Genomic DNA, 22,631 nt, shown 5'->3' on the forward strand with positions numbered 1-22,631 from the left:
CCGCCTAGAATTTCTTAGGTCCGCGGCCGCGTTTTTGAAAGGACATGGATGTTCTCCGGGAGGTTTTCGGCTATCCCTTTATGGAGCGTCCCCATCCGCGCCGAGGCTAAAGCTCGTCGCTAAATCCCGATTTAATTCGAAGATCTTCCCAGGCATTACCCCCTCCCCCGCAAACCAAGCCCCTACCGTCAGATCCCACTTTTTACACACTTCCGTGGCCCTCAGTCTCTCATTTGCCGCCTCATAATCTCCGTCCTCACATTCAAAGTAGATAATCGACTGATCCTCAAAGTACCAGATCAGTTCATTAATGAATCCTGCATCCCTGATTGCTTTCAGCATTTCAGGCCATGGATTTTGGTGGATTGCAATATATGCATTTCGCATTTCAGGTTTCACCTTTATCACCATCAGAAGTCGTTCCATACTCCGTTCCTCCTTATTCATATCTACCATATTGTTTTGCTTTTTCTATAAAGAACTTCACTCGCTCAGGCGTAACATCGACCTGTATAATATGGGCCGGCGAGATGACATATCCTCCGTTTCTTCCCAGCACCTCACACTTTTCTTTGATATCTGCCTCAACCTCTTCATCTGTACCATTAGGCAATAGATACTGCTGGTCGATTGCCCCCCAGAAGCAGAGCAGATCTTCAAATTCATCTTTCAGCTCTTTCGGGGAATGTCCCGGTACTCCGGGCTGTACCGGATTAAATACATCAAATCCAATATCCTTGATATCATGCAGAAGCAGTTTTACGGCACCGTCACAGTGAAGGATGCAGAGGATATCTTCTCTCTCTTTTTTCAAATCTTTTATCATCTGAACATAATACGGTTTCAGCATGTTTCTGAACATATCAGGAGAAAACAGAAGGCTGGTCTGGGAACCAAAGTCATCTCCCACCCAGATGGCATCGACTCCACGGCGTATCAGTTCTTTTCCTATCTCGGTCTGGAACTCTGCGCATTTTTCAAACAGGTATTCCACATATTCCTCTTCCATGGCCATATCCACAAGAAGCTTCTCCATACCGACCAACTGCTGTGCCAGGGACAGAATTGTGACCTCAATATCCCCGATCACCAAATACTCGTCTTTATATTTCTTCACATAGTATTCGGCGTCAATATATCTGCTTGGGTCGTGTGGGTCAGGCCACTCAAATGCGTCGATGTCCTCTCTTGTCTCGGCTTCCGCAAGGGGGAATTCTACCGTTTCTACGTAAAGAGGGCCCTGCTTCAGCTTTTGATGGTATTCATTGTACCAGGTTCCGTCTGCTTCAATTACTTTTTGGAACTCTGCGGCCTCACTCGCTCCGACAATCACCAGGTCGCTTCCCATGGCCAGCCGTACTTCATTGCCGCTGATCCGATAGGTCACGTCTTCAAATATGTTATCCGTATACCTGGACTCCACTCCCAGCTCCTGTGCAAAGTGATCCTGAAGGCTCCTGCATAAATCAAATTGTATCGGAATCCTGTCCGGCATTCCTTCCTTCAGCTTCCATGCGCGCATTACTCTTTCTCTTGAATTCATATCGTTTTCCTCGCCTTCTTCTATTAGTCTTTCTTCCGTTCTTTCATCATGTCAAAAATCACTGCCATAATCAGTACAACACCTCTGATTACCTCCTGGTAGAAGGATGGCACGGAGAGCAGGTTCAGGCCATTTGATAATGTAGCCAGTATCAATACCCCCATCACGGTTCCGATCAGTTTGCCTTTTCCTCCCGACAAGCTGGTCCCGCCCAGTATGACGGCTGATATGGTCTCCATGTTGATCTCTGCCGCCGCGCTGGGAATTCCTGCGCCCGACTGTGCGGACAGCATAATTCCTGATATGCCTGCACAGAATCCCATGATAATATAGATCCACAGGTAGGTAGGAACTACTTTAATTCCGGACAGATATGCCGATTTTTCATTCCCACCTATGGAATAGACCTGACGGCCGAACTTTGTATATTTCAGAATAAACCAAAACAGGATAAATACCACGATCATAATCAATACGGGCAGCGGCAGAATTCCCAATATATACTTTCTGCCAATTGCATTGTATGTAGTATTCTGGATCAGGATTGTCTTTCCTCCCGAAAATATCTGTGCCAGACCGCGTATAATTGTCATCGTGCCCAATGTCGTTATAAACGCATTCACATGTCCTTTTGTAATAATCATCCCGTTCGCCAGCCCGCAGACACCTCCTGCAAGAATCCCGGCTGCCACTGCAAGGAACGTATTGCCTCCCGACTGCATGATGAGGCCCGCTATGATTCCGACCAGCGCCATCACCGATCCCACGGATACGTCGATCCCGCCTGAGAGCAGAACCAGCGTCATCCCTCCTGCCATAACTCCCATCTGGGCCGTATAAAGCCCCACCTTCATGAAGTTGGACAGAGAAAAGAAATAGGGAGACAATATACTGAACACAATAAGCATAATTACCAGGACAATTAAGAGGGCTACCTCTGTCGTCAATTTCTTTTTCACTTTCGTCTGTTTCAACACCCTATTTCCCTCCTACTACTAATTCCATTAATTTTTCCTGTGTTACTTCCTGCCTGGACAGTTCCCCGCAGATTCTTCCTTCCGACATGGCAGCCACCCGGTCTGACATGGACAGCAATTCCGACATATCCGAAGAGATCATGATGATTGCCGTTCCTGCCCTGCACAGCTCGTCAATGATTTTATAAATTTCGGATTTGGCTCCCACATCTACGCCCCTTGTGGGGTCATTCAGAATCAGAAGCCGGGGCTTCATTTCCATCCAACGCCCCATGACCACCTTCTGCTGGTTGCCTCCGCTTAAGTTTTCTATGACGGTCTCCCCTGTAGGTGTCTTGATCCCGAACTTTTCAATCCATTTCTTCGTAATCCGGCTTTCTTCTGACCGGCTGATGATTCCTTTTTTCGTAATCTTGTCCAGTGATGCCATTGTCGTATTCTCCCGAACCGTCTGTATCAGAATCAGAGAGTCGCTCTTTCTTTCCGCCGGCACATAGGCGATTCCACGTGCAATTGCCTCTCTGGGATGATCCACTTTAATTTGGTTTCCTTCCATAAACAGGCTCCCTGATGTAATATGGTGCAGACCGAAAAATGTTTCCGCCATCTCTTCTCTTCCCGCGCCCATCAGTCCATAGATTCCAAGGATTTCTCCTGATTTCACATGCAGGGTAATATCTGTGACTGCTTTTGTTGTAATTCCCTTCGCCTCAAAGACAATTTCTCCCGGTTTGGCCGCTTCCTTTACAAACATATCCTTCATTTCCCGGCCTACCATCATCCGGATCAGCTGCTCTCTTGAAACACTTTTCATATCCTCTGTGCCTATATACTGGCCGTCTCTCATAATGGTGATCCTGTCCGCCACCAGATACAGTTCTTCCAGCCTGTGGGATATAAAGATTACGCCGATCCCTTTTGCCGCAATCTCCCTGACCAGCTTCACAAGGCTGGTTACTTCCTTTTCATTCAGAGAAGAAGTAGGTTCGTCCATGATCAGAATTTTCATTTCCGTGCTGAGCGCCTTTGCCACCTCGATCAACTGCTTTTCCATAACCGACAGTTCCCCGATGGGACGGGTCACGTCAATATGCAGCCCCACTTTTTCCAGTAGTTTCCCGGCCTCTGCATTTGTTTTCTTCCAGTCCACGAAATGGAACTTATTATAGAAAAGATTACCCTGGAAAATGTTTTCTGCCACGGAAAGGTCCGGAATATAGTTTAATTCCTGATAAATAATCCGGATTCCCAGGTTGTACGCATCCGAAGGGTTGTCTATCGTGCACCTCTGCCCCTCAATGAAGATCTCTCCTTCGTCTTTTTGGTAGGCGCCGGACAATATCTTCAGGAGAGTGGACTTCCCTGCTCCGTTTTCACCGAGCAGGGCCAGTACCTCACCTTTTTTCACTTCCAGATCCACGTTATCCAATGCTTTCACGCCGGGGAATACCTTTATAATGCCTTTCATCTCTAATAAGGTCTGCTCCTTGTCCATATTCCCACCTCCCCGGGCCTTAGTAATACTCGTCAATGTTGGATTTATCAATAAATACATGGTCCGGAAAGCTCTCTTCCGGAATCTCTTTGCCATGAAGCAGATCATCCATCAGAGGTACAAGATATTCGCCGTAACGTTCCGGGAAATATGCAACACTTCCAATCCAGCAGTTCTCTTCTTTGTTTTTCAGGTTTTCAATCGCCGGAGCGTCACACCCATGGCTTCCTATGTATACATCGGATTCTCGTCCCGCTGCTTCTACCGCATTATATGCACCAAGTGCACTCTGGTCATTCAGGCATCCGATCAGGATATGTTTCTTATCCGGGTTGGCTGTCAGCACATCCGCTATGACCTTCTGGGATGTCTCAATCTCGCTCTTTCCATCCAGTTCAAGGACTTCAATATCCTCATCTTTTAATGTTTCCTTGATACCTATGGCAATTCCCTGCATCCTAAGATCTACCACCTCCCCGGAACCCGGGGCGCCGCAGAGGACGATCAGATCTGCCTTGCCTTCCCATGTATCCGCCGCTTTTTCTCCCAGTGCATTTCCGACGATCAGCCCTGCTTCCTTATTGTTTGCTCCGAAAAACGGGATACCGGGGTGCGGGCAGTCAACGGTAATCATCGGAAGTTCTGCCTCTGTCGCCATATCGGCAATTGTCTGTGCAACCCCTGCATCTACCTGGAAATTGACAAAGCCATCGCACTCCTGGGTCAGTACTGTATCCATATTTTGAATTGCCGTGGCTCCGTCATAATTGTTATTCAGAACAACCAGCTCCCAGCCCATGGCCTCGGCTTCCTTCACAAAGCTCTCTTTTGATGAAATTCCAAAATCATTATCCTCACACAGGCTGGCAAACGCCACCTTAAACTTCTCTTTTTCTCCGGCAGGCTCCTTACCCTTATCTTCTGTCCCTGCATCCTTTGCTCCACAGGCTGCCAGACCGGCGATCATCGCTGCACTGCATATAACCGACATCCACTTTTTCATGTTCTTCATTTGATTTCCTCCTGTTTTTTTGGAAAACTGTTTACAATCGATTGTCCGTTTTCTAGTTTATATCCAGATGTTATCACACATTTCACCTCAAATCATCGCTGTTTTTTGACTTCACGGCTTCATTTTTTGACTTATTGTATAGTTCTGCTTTCTTTTTGCTTGTTTTTCGTATCATTTTGCACATAATTGTGCTAGACTCAAAAAAAGAGAACAGGAGGATCTACTATGAATGTTAAAGAAGCAAACAGAGAATATAATCTGGATATTGGCGAAGATTCTTACAGCACAATCTTCTATTTTTCTGAGAAAACAGAGAGTATGCCTTTCTTCTCTTACTGCTCCGGACACTTTTTCTGCAACCGGAATTATTATACTGTGAACCGTGTTTTAGAAGGTTATCTTATTATCTACACAATCAGGGGTTGTGGAATTTTGGATATCAATAATAAAACTTATACCCTGGATACCAATTCTGTTGTCCTCATCGACTGTAATATCCCCCACTCTTACCGGACAAAAGAGGATACGTGGGAGCTTTATTATCTGCGTTTTGCAGGCAGGGCGGCAGAAACCTACTATACCATGATATCCGCACCGGAATTCCGCGTACTGCATTTTAAAAGCACAGACAATATCCGTACGTGTATCGAACACAACATTAATATTTCCTTTATCGCCGGTATCCGTTCCAGTTTTATTCAAAACAAGATTATTACGGATCTACTGACTGACATTTTGTTAAATTGCAATGCTTCGGAAAAAAGGATAGATGAATCCACGAAAGAAACCCTGAAAGCAGTAGACAATTATATTACTATAAATTACCAGAATGCGATCTCTCTTGATGATATCGCGGAACATGTGTATTTAAATGTGAACTACCTTTCCAGGCTTTATAAGACAAATACCGGAACAACAATCCATGAGACACTGCTGACGTTCCGGATTAACAAAGCAAAAGACCTGCTGATCAACACCGATATGAAAATTGCGGATATTGCAGAGCAGGTTGGCTTTCAGTCTGCCAATACCTTTATACGGTGCTTCAAAAAACAAGTGCAGATGAATCCGCTCGCTTACAGGCAGTGCATGTGAGCCGAGCCCTAAAACGCAGTATTGCTGCTTTTGCTGTACCCTCTTTACATATGGAAATACGCTCTGCAATTTCCTATATCATGAAAAAATAGCGTTTTCGTTCCACTCCGAATAATAGACCGGACGTCCGTTAGCCTGTTCTCTCACAATTGCAGCATTTTGACGGAACCCTGTATTAGGTATTTCCATAATTTCAGATTTGTCCGGCATAAGACAGCGAATTCCATCAATCAGATTACCGCCTTCAAGCCCGTCAAATAAGTTGGTATTCCCATTTAAGCCGATTGCAACAGCCTCCGCATATTCTTCCGCTTCTAAGTCTGAGGAGGCGTTCACACCGCCGATCGGATCTCCTGCATATTGATGGCTGGAGATAAAGTCAACAGGCACTTGTTGCTCTTCACAGTATCTTATAAAACATCCTACCCACTTACTGCCTGATGCCGCCGGTCCCCCTACCTGGATTCTGCTGTCTACAGCCTTGACTGCCTTTGCCGTAATTTCATATAATCGGTGATACTGCTCTTTAGCCCCTGCCCAAAACACAAAAACATCCGGCTCGTTCCATATCTCAAAGGGCCAGCTTTCCACATCTTTTTCGCCATAGCGGTTCAGAAGGTACTTTACAAACAATAAAATAAAGTCTGTCCATTCTTTTTCATCTTTTGGCGGTGCAATACAGCCGCCATAATAAAACCCGCATTTGGCATCTGATGAAGCCAGATGCTTTGGCATAAATGATAATTCAACATATGGTTTCATGCCACAGGCAAGAATATTATCATACACCATACCTATCTTCCGAAAAGAGATTTGTTTCAGATTCTCGGCCCCCGGAATGACTGTCAAAAAAATTCAGTGCCAGCGGGCACTGGAAAAAAAGCCTTGGGTATGCTTTATAAATATAGCTTCTCCTCATATTCATATTAATAACAATGCTGTTAGACTCTGCACTAACTGCATAGGCATCCCCCGGTGCATGAAAGAAAAAATCACCGGGCTTTAATTGAAACTTTTTATCTAACAGCCAAAATTCCGCACTCCCCTGAAATACATAAACACACTCAAAGCAAGAACCTTCATGAAGCGATTGACATGAAAATTAAACTGCTTCACTATATTTATATCCAAATCGGTCTCCGTACATATCATACTGATCTTCCTCAGATACTTCTGGATCGCACTCCTCACAGAATGTAACCGCCCGTATGCTGGCCTCACCAGTTTTCACCCCGGGAATATATGCAAAATGAACCGCACATCTGGGACATCTGCCTGTCTTTTCATCTGGCTGACAGCTATAATAACAGTGATCTATCTATATAAATACTTGGAAAACACTCGATGCATCCAGCGTGCACTGATATCTTCACATTTCCAGGCCCGCAGGTAATCATCTTGCCAAATGGATCTTTCTTTTCTCCTACCAAAATAAAACCAATCGCCTTTGAATATACGGTGAATGCCGTCTCTCTCTTAAGCGAATATGTACGTCGAAATACCACTCTGTTCCTAAATCCTTCGCTCTTCCAGAATGCCGGCCATCCTAGTCCTCTTTCCACACGGCTAAAATTCTGTTTCATTGCATGATAGAGCTCAAAATCAGCTGGATACCAGATCCAATATGTTGTTTTCATTTTTCCTCCTTGCACACTCTTTTCTGGCGTAAATATTATCAATCATTTAATACTTTTTTTTAAAAAGCAATCATTTTATTTGCATTATCCCTAGAATATACAGTATCAATGCATTCAAATCCATGAGAAATTTCCGGATTGTTTCCAGAATAAATGTTCAACATTGCCATAACACCAACAGTATTTAATTTACTATAAAATCTTCTAGCCTGTTCCGAAAATGAATTTACACCGGCATCTGATATATAAGCTGGAGGGAAGAGTTCGGAAACATTGTCTGTAACAGCTGCCATTTTATAGAAGTCATTTTTTGTTTGTTCCGATCCACAAATTGCCTGCCAGCACTTTCGTAATGAGAAAACTATCCTCATTAAGGTTATCGCCTTTTTCATACTCCTGTTCTTTATTTGTAAGACCAGTAAACGCTGCCAGATAAGCTCCGGCGGATTCTCCCATGATTACAATATGATCTGTATTAATATTATACATACCTGCATGGGCTCTTAAATACCGGATTGCACTTTTCACTTCAGTTTCGCGTTCAGGAAAACGAGTTTCGTCTTTTACACTGTAGCTGATGCATGCAACTGCAAAACCTCTCTTAGCAAAATATACTAATTCCGGCACCCACACATTATGGTCAACACCTGCAAATCCCCCGCCGCATATCCATACTAATAAAGGATATGTGGCGCTACAGTCATAATTAAAATAATTTCTTGGACGAATTAGCGATAATTTCAAAGGTCGCACTGTCGCATTACACCAGTCTAACTTTTGTTCATATACTATATCTGATGCCAAAGTTAGGATATCGTCCTTAATTTCTACTTCTAAGATTTTCTTCATATAATTTTATCCCTTAATTGCTCCGGCTGTCATACCTGCAACAATCTTCTTCTGAGCCAAAATAAAGAAGATAACAATAGGTAGCATTGATATGACAGCTGCTGCAAATGCCATATTATAATTTGATGCATGCTCACCAAAGAATACATACTGTTGCAGCGGAATTGTCTTAACTACATTTTTTTGTAAAATCAGGAGTGATATATTGAATTCATTCCATGTCCATAGTGCATCTAAAATCGCTACAGTTGCCAGTATTGGCTTAAGAAGGGGAACCACAATCTTCCCTAAAAGCTTAAATCTTCCACATCCTTCAAGCAGCACGGCCTCTTCAAGTTCAATTGGTATCGTGTTAGCACAATTATGAACCCGTTTCGCAACATAACATTTCTGTGGCCTGTCTACTTGACCGGCGACATATCATTTATACCCGATGCCTTGTGCTCCTGTTGTTTGACAATTTCTTCTCTGAGCGGAACAAAGTGGGCAAGCCCACCTCAACTCCCTATCCCCTCATTCATGAGGGGCTTGCACACTTTGGCGCCGCCGCGATGCCGCCTTGCGGCTATATACCTTATGGCGGCGTGTGCATCCCCCGGAGGGTTTTTATGATATAGAAAATTCCAGAGAAATTTCCTATATCATAAAAAAGAAAGTGTAATCCTGCCTTGATTTACACTTTCATTAATTCTAATCTTATATTACAACTGAAAACCTATATTCTGCCAAAATTAATTTACCGAATAGACCCACATTGCTTTAATCTGATCTGCAATCTCTCCAAACACCCATTCTTTTTCCGTTCTGGTTATACTGAAAGGATCATTTATACTGACATATCCGTCATGATAACCTGTCATGACTATAAAATGGCCGTTCTGGGTGAAGTCCCCCGGCCCCATACTGCAGATAATCGGATGTCCTGCTTCAAGTTCCGCTTTCAGCTGCTCTTCATCCAGCATTCCGCCATAACAGTTTACGTTCCAATCAGTACCCGCATTTTCCATAAATGTCCAATATGTATCATTCGCCTCGTCCACATAATTGTGTTCCATCGAATATTGAGCCAGCTTCACAGGTGTAACAGAGGAATCCTGCGTAAGCCCTGCCACAACCATCGCCATACAGGTCGGACCGCATCCGCTGACTGCGAGAATGCTTGTGCCGTAAGAAGCATATCCCCAGCGTTCATCCCATTGAAGCAGATGCGGAATCTCTCCTGGCGTCAAATCTTTTTCTATATTATCCGCATATGCCTGATTTTTTTTCGTCCCGTAGTTATCTACAAATGTTAGTGTTTCTTCATTTTTATCCAATAACCCAATTACATCAGCAGGATACCCCTTCTCTTCAGCATCTTTTTTCACCTGTTCAAGGGTCCGCTTTTTCGTAATAGTTTTCGTAGTATTCTTAACTTCTTTACTTTCTTTTGCCTGGACAGTATTATTAACAATTTCCTTAGTCTCTGGTTTAAGAGCTGCTGATACTATAAATACGATCATAAGCAGCAGTGCCGCTAATATTTGCTTTTGCCTGCGAACCTGCTTCTTACGCCTCGCCTTTCTCTCCTGCTTCCAGTTTTCCATGTTATCTTTTCTCCAATTGTATGTCACTCTTTTTGATTTCAATTCTATGTTATTGGTTCTATCTTAACATAAAAGCCATCATAATTTAACATTTTCTTAAATATTTAACAATTTGTTAAAATTTTCTCTCTGCTATTCACAACTTCATCAGTGAAAAGCAGCAAAATAAAAGGAACACCGAATGCATCGGCGTTCCTTATTCTATCTACATTCCTCTGATGTCCGCACAACCTCTTTGATACATACCACACCTTTATGCCGAAAACTGACAGAGGCAGGCCTCCCGTCTCTGTCTGACGCATCGGGCCGCTTAGAAAATACCAAAAATCTTTTCCCGGAAAGACTGATATAATGAGTCATAATCCGTATACTGAATATTACTCTCTTTAAAACTCTTTCCCCATACCTTGCAGATCCCCTCTGCAATCAGGTTTGAGTCATCCCCTTCCAGCCCCAGAACTGACGGAAAAACGTAGTAGATCATAAAGAAATTCAAATCTACCTGCGTACGGGAGTCAATCTTTCCCTTCTTATTAGAAAAGTGATCATTCACTGCCTTCACCAGGCATTCCCCAATTTCCCTGGCGGCAGCTTCTTTGTCCTCTGCCTGAGCGACATACTCTGCCATTTCCTGAAAATAATGTCCGTTCCTTTCAAGAAATTCAGCCGTGTTCTTTTCATAGGACTTCTTTTTCAGATGTCCCAACATCTTTTCCTTATTATCAAAGACAGTTTCTATCCCCTGAAGCATATCTCTCCTCCTGCGCCTTTTCTTTCTGATCTCAATCTACTTTCATTTCCTTAAACGGGATGTCTTTTAGAAAGGAGGAACCGGGACACCCCCGGTTCCTCCTGAATCACTACAGTTTATTCGACTGTACCTCTATGAATTAGTCATAAAGGTTTGGAGCGATGTCTGCTTCTTCCATATTTGTGGAATCATACCAGTAACCATCTGTCTCGATATCTTCTACTGTTTCGCCTTCGCAGATCTTATACAGTGTTTCGATAGATAATTTACCCTGCATCAGAGGAGACTGTGTAACAGCGCCAAGTAATGTTCCGTCTTTAACTGCTGCTTTGATTGTAGAACCAGCATCGAATCCAGCTGCGATAATGTTTTTCTCAGGATCGCTTCCTAATACGCTCAGGTTCTGGTTTGCTGTCAGAACACCCTCTGCAGATACCTGGTTTGAACCGAACATAGCGATTGTGTCGTCTTTGTTCATGATGTTAGAAGCCTCTGTAGCACACAGTTCAACTGTTGTCTGAGCCGGTACTGCAACTTCGATGATGACATCTGCTGATTTCTCATCGCCATTGTTTTCTACTTTACCTACAAAGTAGTCATTTCCTACAACTGCAACTTTCTTTCCGTCTGCTTCAGCCAGTTCTTTGAATCTGTTGATAAATCCAAGACCACGCTCTGTGATGTTGGCAGATGTTGCATCCTGGTTAACTTCACCGACTCTGACTGGTTTTTTAGCATCTGCAATTTTGTCTTTTACTGCTTCATAAATCTTATCAGCTGCAATAGCGCCTGCTGCGCCGTTGTTTGTTACAACTGTAGCGTATACAGATCCTTCCGGAGCATCCGGCACACCTGAATCGAAGCAAACTACCGGGATCTTTTTATCAAGTGCTGTCTGCAGAGCGTCCAGAACTGAATTCTGGTCACAAGCTGCAAGAGCGATACCATCTGGGTTTTTATTGATTGCACTGGTCAGCATGTTTACCTGGTCAGCGATATCAGACTCCGCGTTTGGTCCTGTTGTATTCGTCTTAACACCCAGTTCTTCTTCTGCCTGTTTAATTCCCTGTACGGCTGCCTGCCAGTATGATGACTGGAAGCTCTTAACGATAACTTCGAAGCTGTAATCTCCGCCGCCTTTGTCGGAACCTTCGCTTGTATCCTCAGTCTTTGTGTCGGTGCCAGCTGCTTTGTCGCTTGCTTCCTCTTTCTTTCCACCGCAGCCTGCAAGCAGTCCTGCTACCATGCATCCACTAAGTAATACTGCTAAAACTTTCTTTTTCATATTTTTGTCCTCCTGACATAAAATGGTTTTTTATAGTAACAGCCCCTCTGCCGTCTCCAGTCCCCAACCGGAACCGGCACTGGCTGCTATCTATCATTAATAGGTTTACTACTGAAAATTTGATTACTGAAACTTTTTATTTCTGTTACCTCCGCTCCTTCGGTTATGCCTGGTCTTTTTTCCTCTTGAGCATATCTACAAGTACAGCCGCAATCAGAACAAGACCTGTAATAATCTGCTGCCAGTTTGCTGTCAGCCCGATGAACGGAAGACCTGTCTTCAAGAGACAGATAACAAATACACCAGCCAGCGTTCCTGTGATGCTTCCTGCACCGCCAGACATGGATACTCCGCCGATGATCGCTCCGCCGATAGCCTCCAACTCAAATCCGGCGCCTGTTCCCGGCTGAACCGTTGCAAAAATAGCGGAATAGGAAATCGCTGCAAGTCCTGCGAAGAATCCGGAAATCACATAGGTAAGTATATGATAGAATTTAACATTAACCCCTGATAATCTGGTTGCTTCTTTGTTGCTTCCGATTGCCAGCGTATAGCGTCCGATCTTTGTATGATTCAGGACAAAAGTCATGATGATTACGATGATGATAATCCACAGGAAACCAATCGGAATGTTCATATCGTTCACCTGTATCTTGAAGATGCTTCTGAACCATCCTCCCTCAGCAGCTGCTGCCGGCCAGGAGATTCCGACTCTTCCAACGATAATGGAACCAAGTCCCCTTGTAATCATACAGGTACAGAGCGTCGCCAGAAACGGCGGTAAATCCATTAATGCTACGAGGCATCCGTTCAGAACGCCGATTGCCATACCGAATACGATACTTGCAAGGATTCCTGCCCAAGTCGGCCAACCCTGGAATGTAATCAGGTATCCGCCAACCAGTGAGTAACAGATAAGTCCGGTACCAATGGAAAGGTCAACACCTGCCGTCATCAGCGGGAACGCAACCCCTATTGCCATCAAAGTGATATAATATGAATAATCCAGTATACTAAGAAAAGTGGTATACTTTCTAAAATTCGGGCTGAGTGCGCAGAAGAAGATGAATAAAGCAATTACAACCAGAAGAACAATGAATTTCTGCCCTCCCAATCTGTCAATTACCGACCTGTTTCTGCCAGCCGTTTTTGTTGTATTATTAGCCATTTTATTATCCTCCCTACTCTATCTCTCGTGTAGCCAGATTCATGATGTTTTCCTGAGTTGCCTCGGAAATATCCAGCTCACCTGTCTTCCTGCCTTCACACATTACGACGATTCTGTCACTCATTCGTAATATTTCCGTCATCTCAGAAGAAATCATTATAATGGCTTTTCCATCTGCTGCCAGCTTATTCATCAGCTTATAAATCTCATTCTTGGCACCAACGTCGATCCCTCTGGTAGGCTCATCAAATATCAGGATATCACAGTTTCTTGTCAGCCATTTTGCAATAACGACTTTCTGCTGATTACCACCTGACAGGTTCACTACAAGCTGATCTACATCCGGTGTCTTGGTTGCCAATGACTCTACGTACTTTTCCGCAACCTCTTTCTCTTTCTTCTTATCTATAAAGATACCGCTCATGTAGTTTTCCAGTGTCGCCATTGTCGTATTCTCGGCAACAGTCTTCTGTACTACGATTCCGTATCTCTTTCTGTCCTCTGACAGATAACCGATACCATTTTTAACCGCATCCTGCGGAGTGTTGATTGTTACTTTCTTGCCGTTAATATAGATGTTGCCGCTGTCGATCGGGTCCGCACCGAACAGCGCACGCGCCGTCTCTGTACGTCCGGCTCCCATAAGCCCTGAGAATCCAAGGATTTCTCCCTTATGGAGTTCGAAGCTCACATCCTGTACCATCTTTCCGGCATTCAGATTTTCTACCTTCAGCACTACCGGTGCATCCTTCGGCACCATGCTCTGGGTCTTCGGATCTTCGTAAATAACACGGCCGACCATCATGTTGATGATATCGTCTTTTGTACTGTCCTTTGTGATCAGAGTTCCTACATAGGCACCATCTCTCATGACGGTAACTCTGTCCGTGATCACTTTGATCTCATCCATACGGTGAGAGATATACACAATACCCATGTTCTTTTCTCTCAGATCACGGATAATCTTGAACAGTTCCTGAATCTCAGTCTCTGTCAGCGCTGCGGATGGCTCATCGAATACGATCACCTTCGCATCATGGGAAATTGCCTTTGCAATCTCACACATCTGCTGCTTTCCTACGGTCAGCCTGCTCATGGTCTCTCTTGGATCAATATCTATATTCAGTCTTTGGAAAAGCTTTCTGGCCTCATCATTCATCCTCTTGTCATCGATGCGGATGCCCTTTTTGAACTCCCTCCCGATGAAGATGTTCTGTGCAACCGTCAGATGGCCCAGCATATTCAGTTCCTGATGCACAATAACAATCCCTGCATCCTGCGCCTCTTTTGTACTTGAAAATTCTACTTCTTTTCCTTCATATGTAATTGTACCGGAATCTTTTTTGTAGATACCTGTCAACACCTTCATCAGTGTAGACTTACCGGCACCGTTCTCTCCCATCAGCGCAAGGACTTCACCTTTTCTGACTTCCAGGTCTACGTGGTCCAGCGCATGAACACCTGGGAAAGATTTATCAATATCTTTCATCGTTAATATAACTTCGCCCATTCTTTTACCCTTGCCTTTCTATTTCTTCATTCTCAGATTTCCATGTATCATTATTAGTTCTTTCTGCGTCTTGCGACAACATCACTGAATACTGCGACAATAACAATAATACCTGTAATAATAAGCTGATAATCTTTTGAAAAGCCAAGAGCCAGAATACCTTCCTGCAGCAGAGCGATGATGAACACACCGATTACTGTTCCGCTGATAGAAGCAAGCCCGCCTGCCATGGAAGTTCCTCCCATTACGCATCCTGCAATTGCTTCGTTGTTGTACTGATCGCCATATCCAGGCTGAACTGTTGTGTAAGCAGATACATAGAAGAGTGCTCCGATTCCAACCAAAATTCCACAGATTACGTATGCTGTCATTTCCCATTTCTTAACGTTAACGCCGGAAAGCCTTACTGCTTCTTTATTGCTTCCCAGTGATAAGATATAACGTCCCATTTTGGTCTTATTCAGAATAATCGCACAGATAATTGCCACTATAAGGAAGATAATCAGTCCTGTCGGGATGCCCCCCATCTTAACCAGATATCTGTACCATCCGCCCTCTGCGGAAGACTGCGGCCAGCTTACAGACTGTGTCTTTGTAAATACAGATGCGAGGCCTTTTGCGATATTCATACTCGCCATGGATGTAATGAATGACGGTACGGACCAGTATGCTACCAAGTAACCGTTGAAGATACCGAAGAGAAGGCCGACCAGAATACTGATCACCATAACTAACGGCATCGGGACTCCATATGTAATGAGGCTGAATCCGGAAACGAGCGCACAGCAGAACATAACCGGCCCGATGGAGAAATCAATTCCCCCTGTTGCAATTACAAAAGTAACCCCCAATGATAAAAATCCAAGAAAATATGCATAGTTAAGGGCACTCAGAATACGGCTGATTCCTGCAAAATCTCCCTGCGTCATCGCGCAGAAGAATCCGTACAGAAGAATCAAAACAAAGCATAACACAACCCTGTTAAACCCCACCTTTTTTACAAAAGGATTTTGTTTAATCTTTTCCACTTTTCTTCCTCCTACTTCTTTAATCTTGCTGCTTTCAGAGATGCTGCATCAATTCTCTCATCCTGTTTCAAATGCTGTCTCGTACGTATCTGCATATCCCCGCTTCTCCCCGTCTTATATATCATTTCGTGAAAGCTACACTTGCAATTCCGGAAAAACATGATTATAATACGTTTATCTTGCCGCTCAGGATGAGCAACAAAAAGGAGGTTCACATGAAACACTTACGTACATTTTTTTCTGTATCACTGATTATCGTTCTTGCCATAACCGCTCTTACAGGATGTAAGAAACAGCCGCAGGCTGTCAAATCTCCATTTACGGAGATGACCTGGGAGAACTCTGTTGAAGATGTGATCGCCGAGGAAGGCGATGACTATACAACCTATGAATCCATATATAACGGAACCACTTATGAGTTCGCCAAGAACTATCTTGATCAGGACGGAACCGTAAAATACATGTTCGACGACAACGACAAACTAATGTGTGTTGCCTGGGCCTTCGGTACAGACGATGAAGAAACACTGAAGGACACCTATAATAAAATCCATCAGGATGTGGAAGATACCTACGGCGAAAGCGGTTATGACTCGGAGAATCCCACCAACTACGGCGATGTCTGGTATCTTGAAAACGGTAATATCCTTTTAATGGTTGTTACTACCGACACCCAGCAGGCTCTTCAGTATTCTTATCTCAATCCGGAAGTATCCACCAAAGAAACAGAAAACTGAGTCAACAAACATTTACAATCAAGATTTATTCATAGTATAGTATTTATGAACTTTTTATTAAATTGAAAATTTTACTGAAAAAGGTTAAAAAATTACAGTCTGTAAAATACCGACCGTAAATTTTTAACCTTTTCTTCTTTATTTTTATATCATTATTTTTCGGCTTCACTGAAGACCTGACCTCAGGACATGTGCCGCAAAACGTCCCCAGGTATCCATTATTGATCCACTGCATGATACTTTATACAGGCCGCAGATTTCACTGCTGGCCGGTAAATGGATAGAGCAGGCGCTGGTTTTCTTCCTCATACATATTTTCTTTAGTAATCATCTTACAGCCCGAATCCACATTTTTCTCGTACTTTTTACCATCCAGGATATGGACCGCCTGTTCAACGCCCAAATACCCCATATTAAACGGCTTTTGTATAATAATCCCCTGGAATACGCCTTCCTCCAGCAGCTGAATCTCCTCAATAGAGTTATCGAAGCCGACTACTTTAACTTTTCCTTTAAGTCCCAAATCTTTTACCGCTCTCGCTGCCCCTACTGCCGAGTATTCATTCGTGCCCATTATAACCGCCATCTTCGGATACTTTTCCAGCATATCCACAGTCAGCTTATACGCTCTGTCATAGGAAGAACCGCAAAACACGACGTCCATAATCTGATTTTCATATTCACCCAGGCCTTCTCTCATGCCGTTTTCCCGCTCTATAGCGGTCGATGAGCCCTTTACATGGGCCACTATCCCAATCTGTGATTGGTCTGTCACCATTCCCCGGGTAAACTCTCCCAGTTCCCGGCCTGCCAGATAATTATCCGTGGCAACAATTCCCTGTGCAATATCCCTGTCTATCACAGAATCAATCAGCACCAGTTTAATCCCATGATCCACAACCTTCTGAAGAGCCTCCGACATCTCGGAATAGCTGCAGGGAGAGACAAGTATTGCGTCCGGTTGTTTTTCAATCCCCTCCTGGATACATCTGATCTGCCCCTCTACATCGGTCTCTGACTTTCCCCCTACGATTTCTATGTCCGCCTTAAACTCTTCCGCCCCCAGCTCCGCTCCGGCGATCAGAGATGTCCAGAAGCCATTCTTCTCATCGATGGTTTTGGGAATTAAGATCACCTTATATACTTTCTGATCCTGGCTCTGCATACTCAGCAGGTTGAAAATAATCAGAAAAAGTGCAGTGAGGATACAACATAAAAACATTCCTGTTACAAGCGTTTTACCTGTGAGTTTCTTCATCATCTTCCTGCTCTTCCAGCGGCACCGTTACGGTTGCCACTGTTCCAACCCCCTTCCTGCTGATATAAGAAATCCCGTATTCCTGTCCATAGTAGAGCTTCAGCCTCTTCTGAACATTAGGGACTCCCACACCGTTTGATTTATGTTCTTTTTTTGTTTCATCAAAAATATGCTCCAGGGCAGCTTCCTCCATCCCTACTCCGTCATCCGCAATCGTGATATAGGCCTTCTTTCCCCGCACATATCCCCGTATGCTCAGATTTCCCTTTGTGTCTTTATACTTCAGCCCATGGTAGATCGCGTTCTCTACAATCGGCTGCAGGGCAAACTTAATAATCATGACATGATTGATCTCGGGAGAAACATCAATGGAATATTCCAGCTTATCTTTGTAGCGCATCTTCTGAATGGTCAGATAGCTGCGCACATACTCAATCTCCTCGGCAACCGTAACCTGCTCCTTGTCATTACTGATACTCTGTCTGAAAAGACGGGCAAGCGCTGAAGTCATCAGTACCACCTCGTCATTTCTTCCCGCTTCAGACATCCAGATGATAGAATCCAGCGTATTATAAAGAAAGTGCGGGTTGATCTGCGCCTGCAGCGCCTTCAGTTCGTTTTTCCGTTTCTGTTTCTGCTCGTACACATTCTGTTCCATCAGCGTATGGATGCGTTCTGTCATCACATTAAAGGATTTGCTCAGGCTTCCCACCTCATTTGATGCGGTGACCGGCACATTTGCCTTATCGAACCGCCCTTCTTCCACCATGCTCATGGAATCTCTGAGCTGGCGGATCGGCTTAGTAATCTCTCTGGATATAATGCTGGATATCGCAATAACCCCCAGCAGGAGAACTCCCGCCACCAGAAGGTACATCATCTGCGCCTGCTTGTTATTTTTTAACAGCTCCGAAGTGTAGGCTGCCCCTACAACGGTCCATCCTGTCATATCAGATTTGGATATTGTATAAAGCTTATCGCCCTCTTCCGACTGAAAATGGTCTTTTGTACTGGACATGATCTCATCGATATTTTCCGTCTTCAGACCGCCGTACATCAACTGCTGCTGGGGATGGTAAATAATATTTCCATTCTCATCCAGGATAAAGATGTAGCCGCTACCTCCGATATTATTGTTACTGCACAGTGAGCTGATGGCATTATAATTAAGGTCTATAAAAAACACCCCGCCGTTTTCACCTGTCTTGTAGTTTACGAGCGGCCTGCTCAGAGTAATCACCCATTTATAACTGCTCTTAATGGCATTCTGCACATGGGAAGAAGAGATTGCGATCAGATTCTTCGTCGACAATGCCGCCTGGTACCAGCTCTGCTCCCGGACGTCAATATATTCGGTAAACTGATCCTCTCCTTCATTTAAAATACTGCGCCCATTATCGGCTACCACCGCGATATTGTAAATATCATTCCGGCTGTTGCGAATGGTTTTAAACTGGCTTAGAATACGTTCCTTCTCTTCCTTCAATTCCTCTTCCGGCTGCTGCGTATTATACAGATAGTAGGAAACATCACTGTTTGCCGCAATGATCGATGATATATTCAGCATATAATCCATGTAAGAATCGATATCATAATTCACCTGTTTGATAATCTGGGAGGTATAATTGATCGAATTTTCATAGATCGTATTCTTTGTAAAGTTCAATGCAATGAAAAGGAAGATCAGCACTGCAATCACCATCAGCACAGAAAATGAAACCATAATCGTGCTCTGAATGCTCTTGAATCTGCCGAATATCGTCCTGGGTTCTTGTTCTTTCTTCATTTATTAACTCTCCCTGGCATACTCCTTCGGAGTTTTCCCTGTCATTTTCTTAAATGCGATGCTGAAATAATGGGGATCACTGAATCCCACTTTCTCCGCGATCTCATAATTTTTAAGGCTTGTCTGCCGGAGGAGCTGCTTTGCCCGCTCCATACGGACTCCGGTAAGCACTTCCGTGAAGGTCCTGCCTGTGGCCTCCTTGAAGATGCTGCTGAAACGGCTGGTACTGATGTTCAGATAGTCACAGATATGATTCAATCCCAGATCCTGATTGCTGTAATTTTCTCTGATATAGTCCATCGCCTGACCCGCCAGGCGTTCCGCGCTCGTCTGCCCGGCAGCGTTAACCGCATCCATCCCCCTGGCCGCATATTCCCGGATCAGCTTCATCGCCTTGTCCAGGTTCCTTGCATCTGTTATACCGGATATATCTGAATCCTTCAGCAAAAACTCCTCGTCTGTCTCCTGCACCGTCTGGCAGATAATCCTGAGTACCTGATGAAGATAAGCCACAGCCTTATTTCTGCTCACATAACCGGACCGCATCCAGTCCTCCACATGATCCAGGATCTCATAAAGTACCGTCTCCTCTTTCCCTTTCACGGCAGCGGCAATGTCTTTAAAATCCTGTTCCAGCTCCATGGGATTCCCCGACGGCAATGCCTCCTCACAGTCAAATATAACACCTGTTCCCTTCGTATAACGGAACTTGAGAATCGCTGTGGCAGAATCGTAGGACTTGTAAAGCTCCTCCAGAGAGGTAACATAGCTGCCGATCCCCATAGAAACACTCAGCTTCATTGCGTCATAAACGGTAGACTTAATCTCCCTGCAGATAGCATTCACCTGACCTGCATACTCTTTTGGCTTATTTGTCCGAAACAAAATACAGACCCTGTTGTCGGAATCCCGGTATGCCAGCCCTGCATTATGATTGTTCACAATCTCATTGCTGATGTTCTCCACAACGAAGGACATCAGTGCGCTTTCCTTCTTCAGGTCGTCGTCAGTCTCATACAAATCGGAATACACATCAATATCAACGGCCGCCACCCGGTAAGATCCCCCTTTGATCGTGATGCCGAACTCCTCCAGCTCACGCAGGCTTGTCTCCACGTCCTGCGTCCCCCTGACCAGACGCGACAGCGCCCTGGATATGATCAGTGCCTCATTCTTCGTATAGCTCTGATATACCTTCGTCAGCTCATCCAGCTTCTGCTCCTGCTGTCTCTCGCCGTCCAGCTTCTCCCTGATTCTGTTCAGCACCTCGGACAATTCCTTGGCAGTAACCGGCTTCAGAATATATTCGGCCACTTTATACTGAATCGCCTGCTTTGCATATTCAAAATCGCTGTATCCACTGAAAATAATGGTCGTAGTCTGAGGCAGGTTCTCATGGATATACTTACTCAGCCCCATGCCGTCTATGTATGGCATGCAGATATCCGTAAGCACAACGTCGACCGGCGTCTCCTTTAGAAATTCGATCGCATCCTTGCCGTTTTCGCAGTCGCCGACCAGCTCAAACCCCAGCTGTCCCCATTCGATCTTTGCGCCAATCGCCTCGCGCACCAGGATTTCATCATCTACCAGTAAAACTTTATACACTGTTTTATCCTCCCGTATGAGCATATTTTTCCTCCGCATACTTAGAATTAGTATACAACAAGTTTCTCTCCAGGGGAAGAGGGGCGGCACTGGAAAATTGCAGTATCTGATAATAAAGGTACAGTTCATGCCTGCCTGAACTGTTACAAATAAAGTTTGTGCTCCCCTCCCGGTCGGATGCAGCCCAGCCTGCCGTGAGACTGACGGGGGAGGGAGCGCAGGACACATCCGAAATGCCCGGATGTGTCCTGCGCTCCCTCCCCCGTCAGTCTCACGGCAGGCGGACCTTACCTACAAAGTTACAATAACCCCATCTTCATCCCAGAGGTCATGCCAGTCTTTTGCGCCTTCCCACAAGAATACCTGCCCCTTTACAAGGCGGTTGTTTCTCTCAAGAGTTGCAATTTTTGCCATTTCCTCGTCAGTAAGCGGATCATCTAACATGCTCTTTAAGTTGCTTACATACTCAACCTCATGTACAGAGAACGGAATCGGTATCTGTCCTCTCTGATGCGCCCATTTCAGTGCGATCAGAGCCGGATGCACGCCGTGAGCTTTTGCGATCTCCTGCATTTCCGGTGTCTGCAGGTCAGCCACGTCCTCCGGACACATATCTCTCTCCGGTCTCTGGGGGGAGCCTAACGGCATGAAACCGATTGGCTGGATGTTGTGAGCCACAAGATAATCGAATAATTCCTGCTGCTGGAAGCATACATGAAGCTCGAGTTCGCATGCTGCCGGCATAATTTTCATAAGAGGCAGTACAGCTTCCAGTTTCGGTATTGTCATATTGGAGATACCAATATGGCGGACCAGCCCTTTTTCTACCAATGCCTCGCACTGTCTGTAAGTGCTCATAAACTCTTCCACGCTGAATGGTTTGGAGTCCGGATTTCTGGAGTCCACATCGCATCCAGGTGCATGATAGTTCGGGAACGGCCAGTGGATAAAGAACATGTCGATGTAATCACACTGCAGGTCTGCAATGCTCTTTCTGCAGGATTCCTCCACTCTTTCGTGCATATCGTTCCAAACTTTTGTCATAATATAAAGCTCTTTGCGCTCTGCCACGCCTTCGTCAAATGCAGCTTTGAAGACCTCCCCGATCTGGTCCTCATTTCCATAGCACGCCGCGCAGTCGAACATGCGGTATCCGCATCGGATTGCTCCTGCGACCGCGTCTGACACCTGCTGTGCTGTAAATCTGTCGGAACCAAACGTTCCCATTCCTACACATGGTACTTCTTCACCTGTATAAAGCTTCACTTTTGGCACATCTGCCGGATTAATAAATTCTCCCATCTTT

22 protein-coding genes are annotated in these 22,631 nt (G+C 44.7%); 2 read left to right on the plus strand and 20 right to left on the minus strand.

All coding sequences use genetic code 11. The features are described from left to right. Positions 1-78: 78 nt before the first annotated feature. From GKG43_RS19600 to GKG43_RS19620, 5 genes are read right to left on the minus strand one after another with little or no spacing between them, the layout of a single operon-like run. On the minus strand, positions 79-426 hold the full coding sequence (locus tag GKG43_RS19600; protein WP_050640086.1) for an L-rhamnose mutarotase: 348 nt from the start codon (positions 424-426) through the stop codon (positions 79-81). 13 nt (positions 427-439) lie between these two features. Continuing rightward, on the minus strand, positions 440-1,543 hold the full coding sequence (locus GKG43_RS19605) for a uroporphyrinogen decarboxylase family protein (protein ID WP_070102528.1): 1,104 nt from the start codon (positions 1,541-1,543) through the stop codon (positions 440-442). A 23-nt stretch (positions 1,544-1,566) separates the two neighbouring features. Beyond that, positions 1,567-2,520: an ABC transporter permease gene (locus GKG43_RS19610; RefSeq protein WP_050640088.1), complete on the minus strand. Its 954-nt coding sequence runs from the start codon at positions 2,518-2,520 to the stop codon at positions 1,567-1,569. A 1-nt stretch (position 2,521) separates the two neighbouring features. Continuing rightward, on the minus strand, positions 2,522-4,015 hold the full coding sequence (locus GKG43_RS19615) for a sugar ABC transporter ATP-binding protein (RefSeq protein WP_050640089.1): 1,494 nt from the start codon (positions 4,013-4,015) through the stop codon (positions 2,522-2,524). 19 nt (positions 4,016-4,034) lie between these two features. After that, on the minus strand, positions 4,035-5,027 hold the full coding sequence (locus GKG43_RS19620) for a sugar ABC transporter substrate-binding protein (protein ID WP_050640090.1): 993 nt from the start codon (positions 5,025-5,027) through the stop codon (positions 4,035-4,037). Between the two features lie 225 nt (positions 5,028-5,252). On the opposite strand from GKG43_RS19620, the gene GKG43_RS19625 reads away from it, so the two are divergent. Then, on the plus strand, positions 5,253-6,122 hold the full coding sequence (locus tag GKG43_RS19625) for an AraC family transcriptional regulator (RefSeq protein WP_129879686.1): 870 nt from the start codon (positions 5,253-5,255) through the stop codon (positions 6,120-6,122). A 78-nt stretch (positions 6,123-6,200) separates the two neighbouring features. Here the strand turns inward: GKG43_RS19625 and GKG43_RS19630 are convergent, their stop codons facing one another. From GKG43_RS19630 to GKG43_RS19685, 11 genes are all read right to left on the minus strand, one after another. Then, a complete protein-coding gene (locus GKG43_RS19630) occupies positions 6,201-6,971 on the minus strand; it encodes a hypothetical protein (protein WP_278314209.1) in 771 nt (256 codons plus the stop codon). 449 nt (positions 6,972-7,420) lie between these two features. Next, positions 7,421-7,759 (minus strand): hypothetical protein, encoded by a 339-nt coding sequence (locus GKG43_RS19640; RefSeq protein WP_050640093.1) that lies wholly within the window; start codon positions 7,757-7,759, stop codon positions 7,421-7,423. A gap of 59 nt (positions 7,760-7,818) precedes the next feature. Beyond that, complete coding sequence (locus GKG43_RS19645) at positions 7,819-8,052, minus strand: hypothetical protein (RefSeq protein ID WP_055155139.1); 234 nt, start codon at positions 8,050-8,052, stop codon at positions 7,819-7,821. Positions 8,053-8,062: 10 nt separating this feature from the next. Continuing rightward, positions 8,063-8,608 (minus strand): alpha/beta hydrolase, encoded by a 546-nt coding sequence (locus GKG43_RS19650; protein WP_055155140.1) that lies wholly within the window; start codon positions 8,606-8,608, stop codon positions 8,063-8,065. 6 nt (positions 8,609-8,614) lie between these two features. Next, positions 8,615-8,956 carry an ABC transporter permease subunit gene (locus GKG43_RS19655; RefSeq protein WP_082202903.1) on the minus strand — a complete coding sequence of 114 codons (342 nt, stop codon included), beginning with the start codon at positions 8,954-8,956 and terminating at the stop codon, positions 8,615-8,617. A 383-nt stretch (positions 8,957-9,339) separates the two neighbouring features. Then, entirely contained in the window at positions 9,340-10,194 is an 855-nt protein-coding gene (locus GKG43_RS19660) for a C39 family peptidase (protein ID WP_055155141.1), read from the minus strand. A 310-nt stretch (positions 10,195-10,504) separates the two neighbouring features. Further along, positions 10,505-10,945 (minus strand): hypothetical protein, encoded by a 441-nt coding sequence (locus GKG43_RS19665; RefSeq protein ID WP_050640098.1) that lies wholly within the window; start codon positions 10,943-10,945, stop codon positions 10,505-10,507. 139 nt (positions 10,946-11,084) lie between these two features. After that, positions 11,085-12,230, minus strand: a complete 1,146-nt coding sequence (locus GKG43_RS19670; RefSeq protein ID WP_055155142.1) for a substrate-binding domain-containing protein — start codon at positions 12,228-12,230, stop codon at positions 11,085-11,087. A 163-nt stretch (positions 12,231-12,393) separates the two neighbouring features. After that, entirely contained in the window at positions 12,394-13,398 is a 1,005-nt protein-coding gene (locus tag GKG43_RS19675) for an ABC transporter permease (protein WP_025656531.1), read from the minus strand. A gap of 13 nt (positions 13,399-13,411) precedes the next feature. Continuing rightward, the gene (locus tag GKG43_RS19680; RefSeq protein WP_025656530.1) at positions 13,412-14,908 is read right to left on the minus strand and encodes a sugar ABC transporter ATP-binding protein; all 1,497 of its coding nucleotides are present in this window, start codon (positions 14,906-14,908) and stop codon (positions 13,412-13,414) included. Positions 14,909-14,961: 53 nt separating this feature from the next. Then, positions 14,962-15,936 (minus strand): ABC transporter permease, encoded by a 975-nt coding sequence (locus GKG43_RS19685; RefSeq protein WP_055155143.1) that lies wholly within the window; start codon positions 15,934-15,936, stop codon positions 14,962-14,964. 215 nt (positions 15,937-16,151) lie between these two features. On the opposite strand from GKG43_RS19685, the gene GKG43_RS19690 reads away from it, so the two are divergent. Further along, a complete protein-coding gene (locus tag GKG43_RS19690; RefSeq protein ID WP_025656528.1) occupies positions 16,152-16,673 on the plus strand; it encodes a hypothetical protein in 522 nt (173 codons plus the stop codon). Positions 16,674-16,932: 259 nt separating this feature from the next. On the opposite strand, the gene GKG43_RS19695 is transcribed toward GKG43_RS19690, so the two are convergent. From GKG43_RS19695 to GKG43_RS19710, 4 genes are all read right to left on the minus strand, one after another. Next, positions 16,933-17,931 (minus strand): substrate-binding domain-containing protein, encoded by a 999-nt coding sequence (locus tag GKG43_RS19695; RefSeq protein WP_055155144.1) that lies wholly within the window; start codon positions 17,929-17,931, stop codon positions 16,933-16,935. Further along, positions 17,912-19,717, minus strand: coding sequence for a sensor histidine kinase (locus GKG43_RS19700; RefSeq protein WP_055155145.1), 1,806 nt, complete (start codon positions 19,715-19,717; stop codon positions 17,912-17,914). The genes GKG43_RS19695 and GKG43_RS19700 overlap by 20 nt, the downstream gene beginning before the upstream one ends. 3 nt (positions 19,718-19,720) lie before the next feature. Continuing rightward, complete coding sequence (locus tag GKG43_RS19705; RefSeq protein ID WP_050640839.1) at positions 19,721-21,325, minus strand: response regulator; 1,605 nt, start codon at positions 21,323-21,325, stop codon at positions 19,721-19,723. 291 nt (positions 21,326-21,616) lie between these two features. Next, positions 21,617-22,627, minus strand: coding sequence for an aldo/keto reductase (locus tag GKG43_RS19710; protein ID WP_050640106.1), 1,011 nt, complete (start codon positions 22,625-22,627; stop codon positions 21,617-21,619). Positions 22,628-22,631: the final 4 nt, after the last annotated feature.

The sequence above is a fragment of the Eubacterium sp. BIOML-A2 genome, from assembly GCF_009680135.1.
In the GTDB taxonomy this organism is placed as follows: Bacteria; Bacillota; Clostridia; order Lachnospirales; family Lachnospiraceae; genus Faecalicatena; species Faecalicatena contortus_B.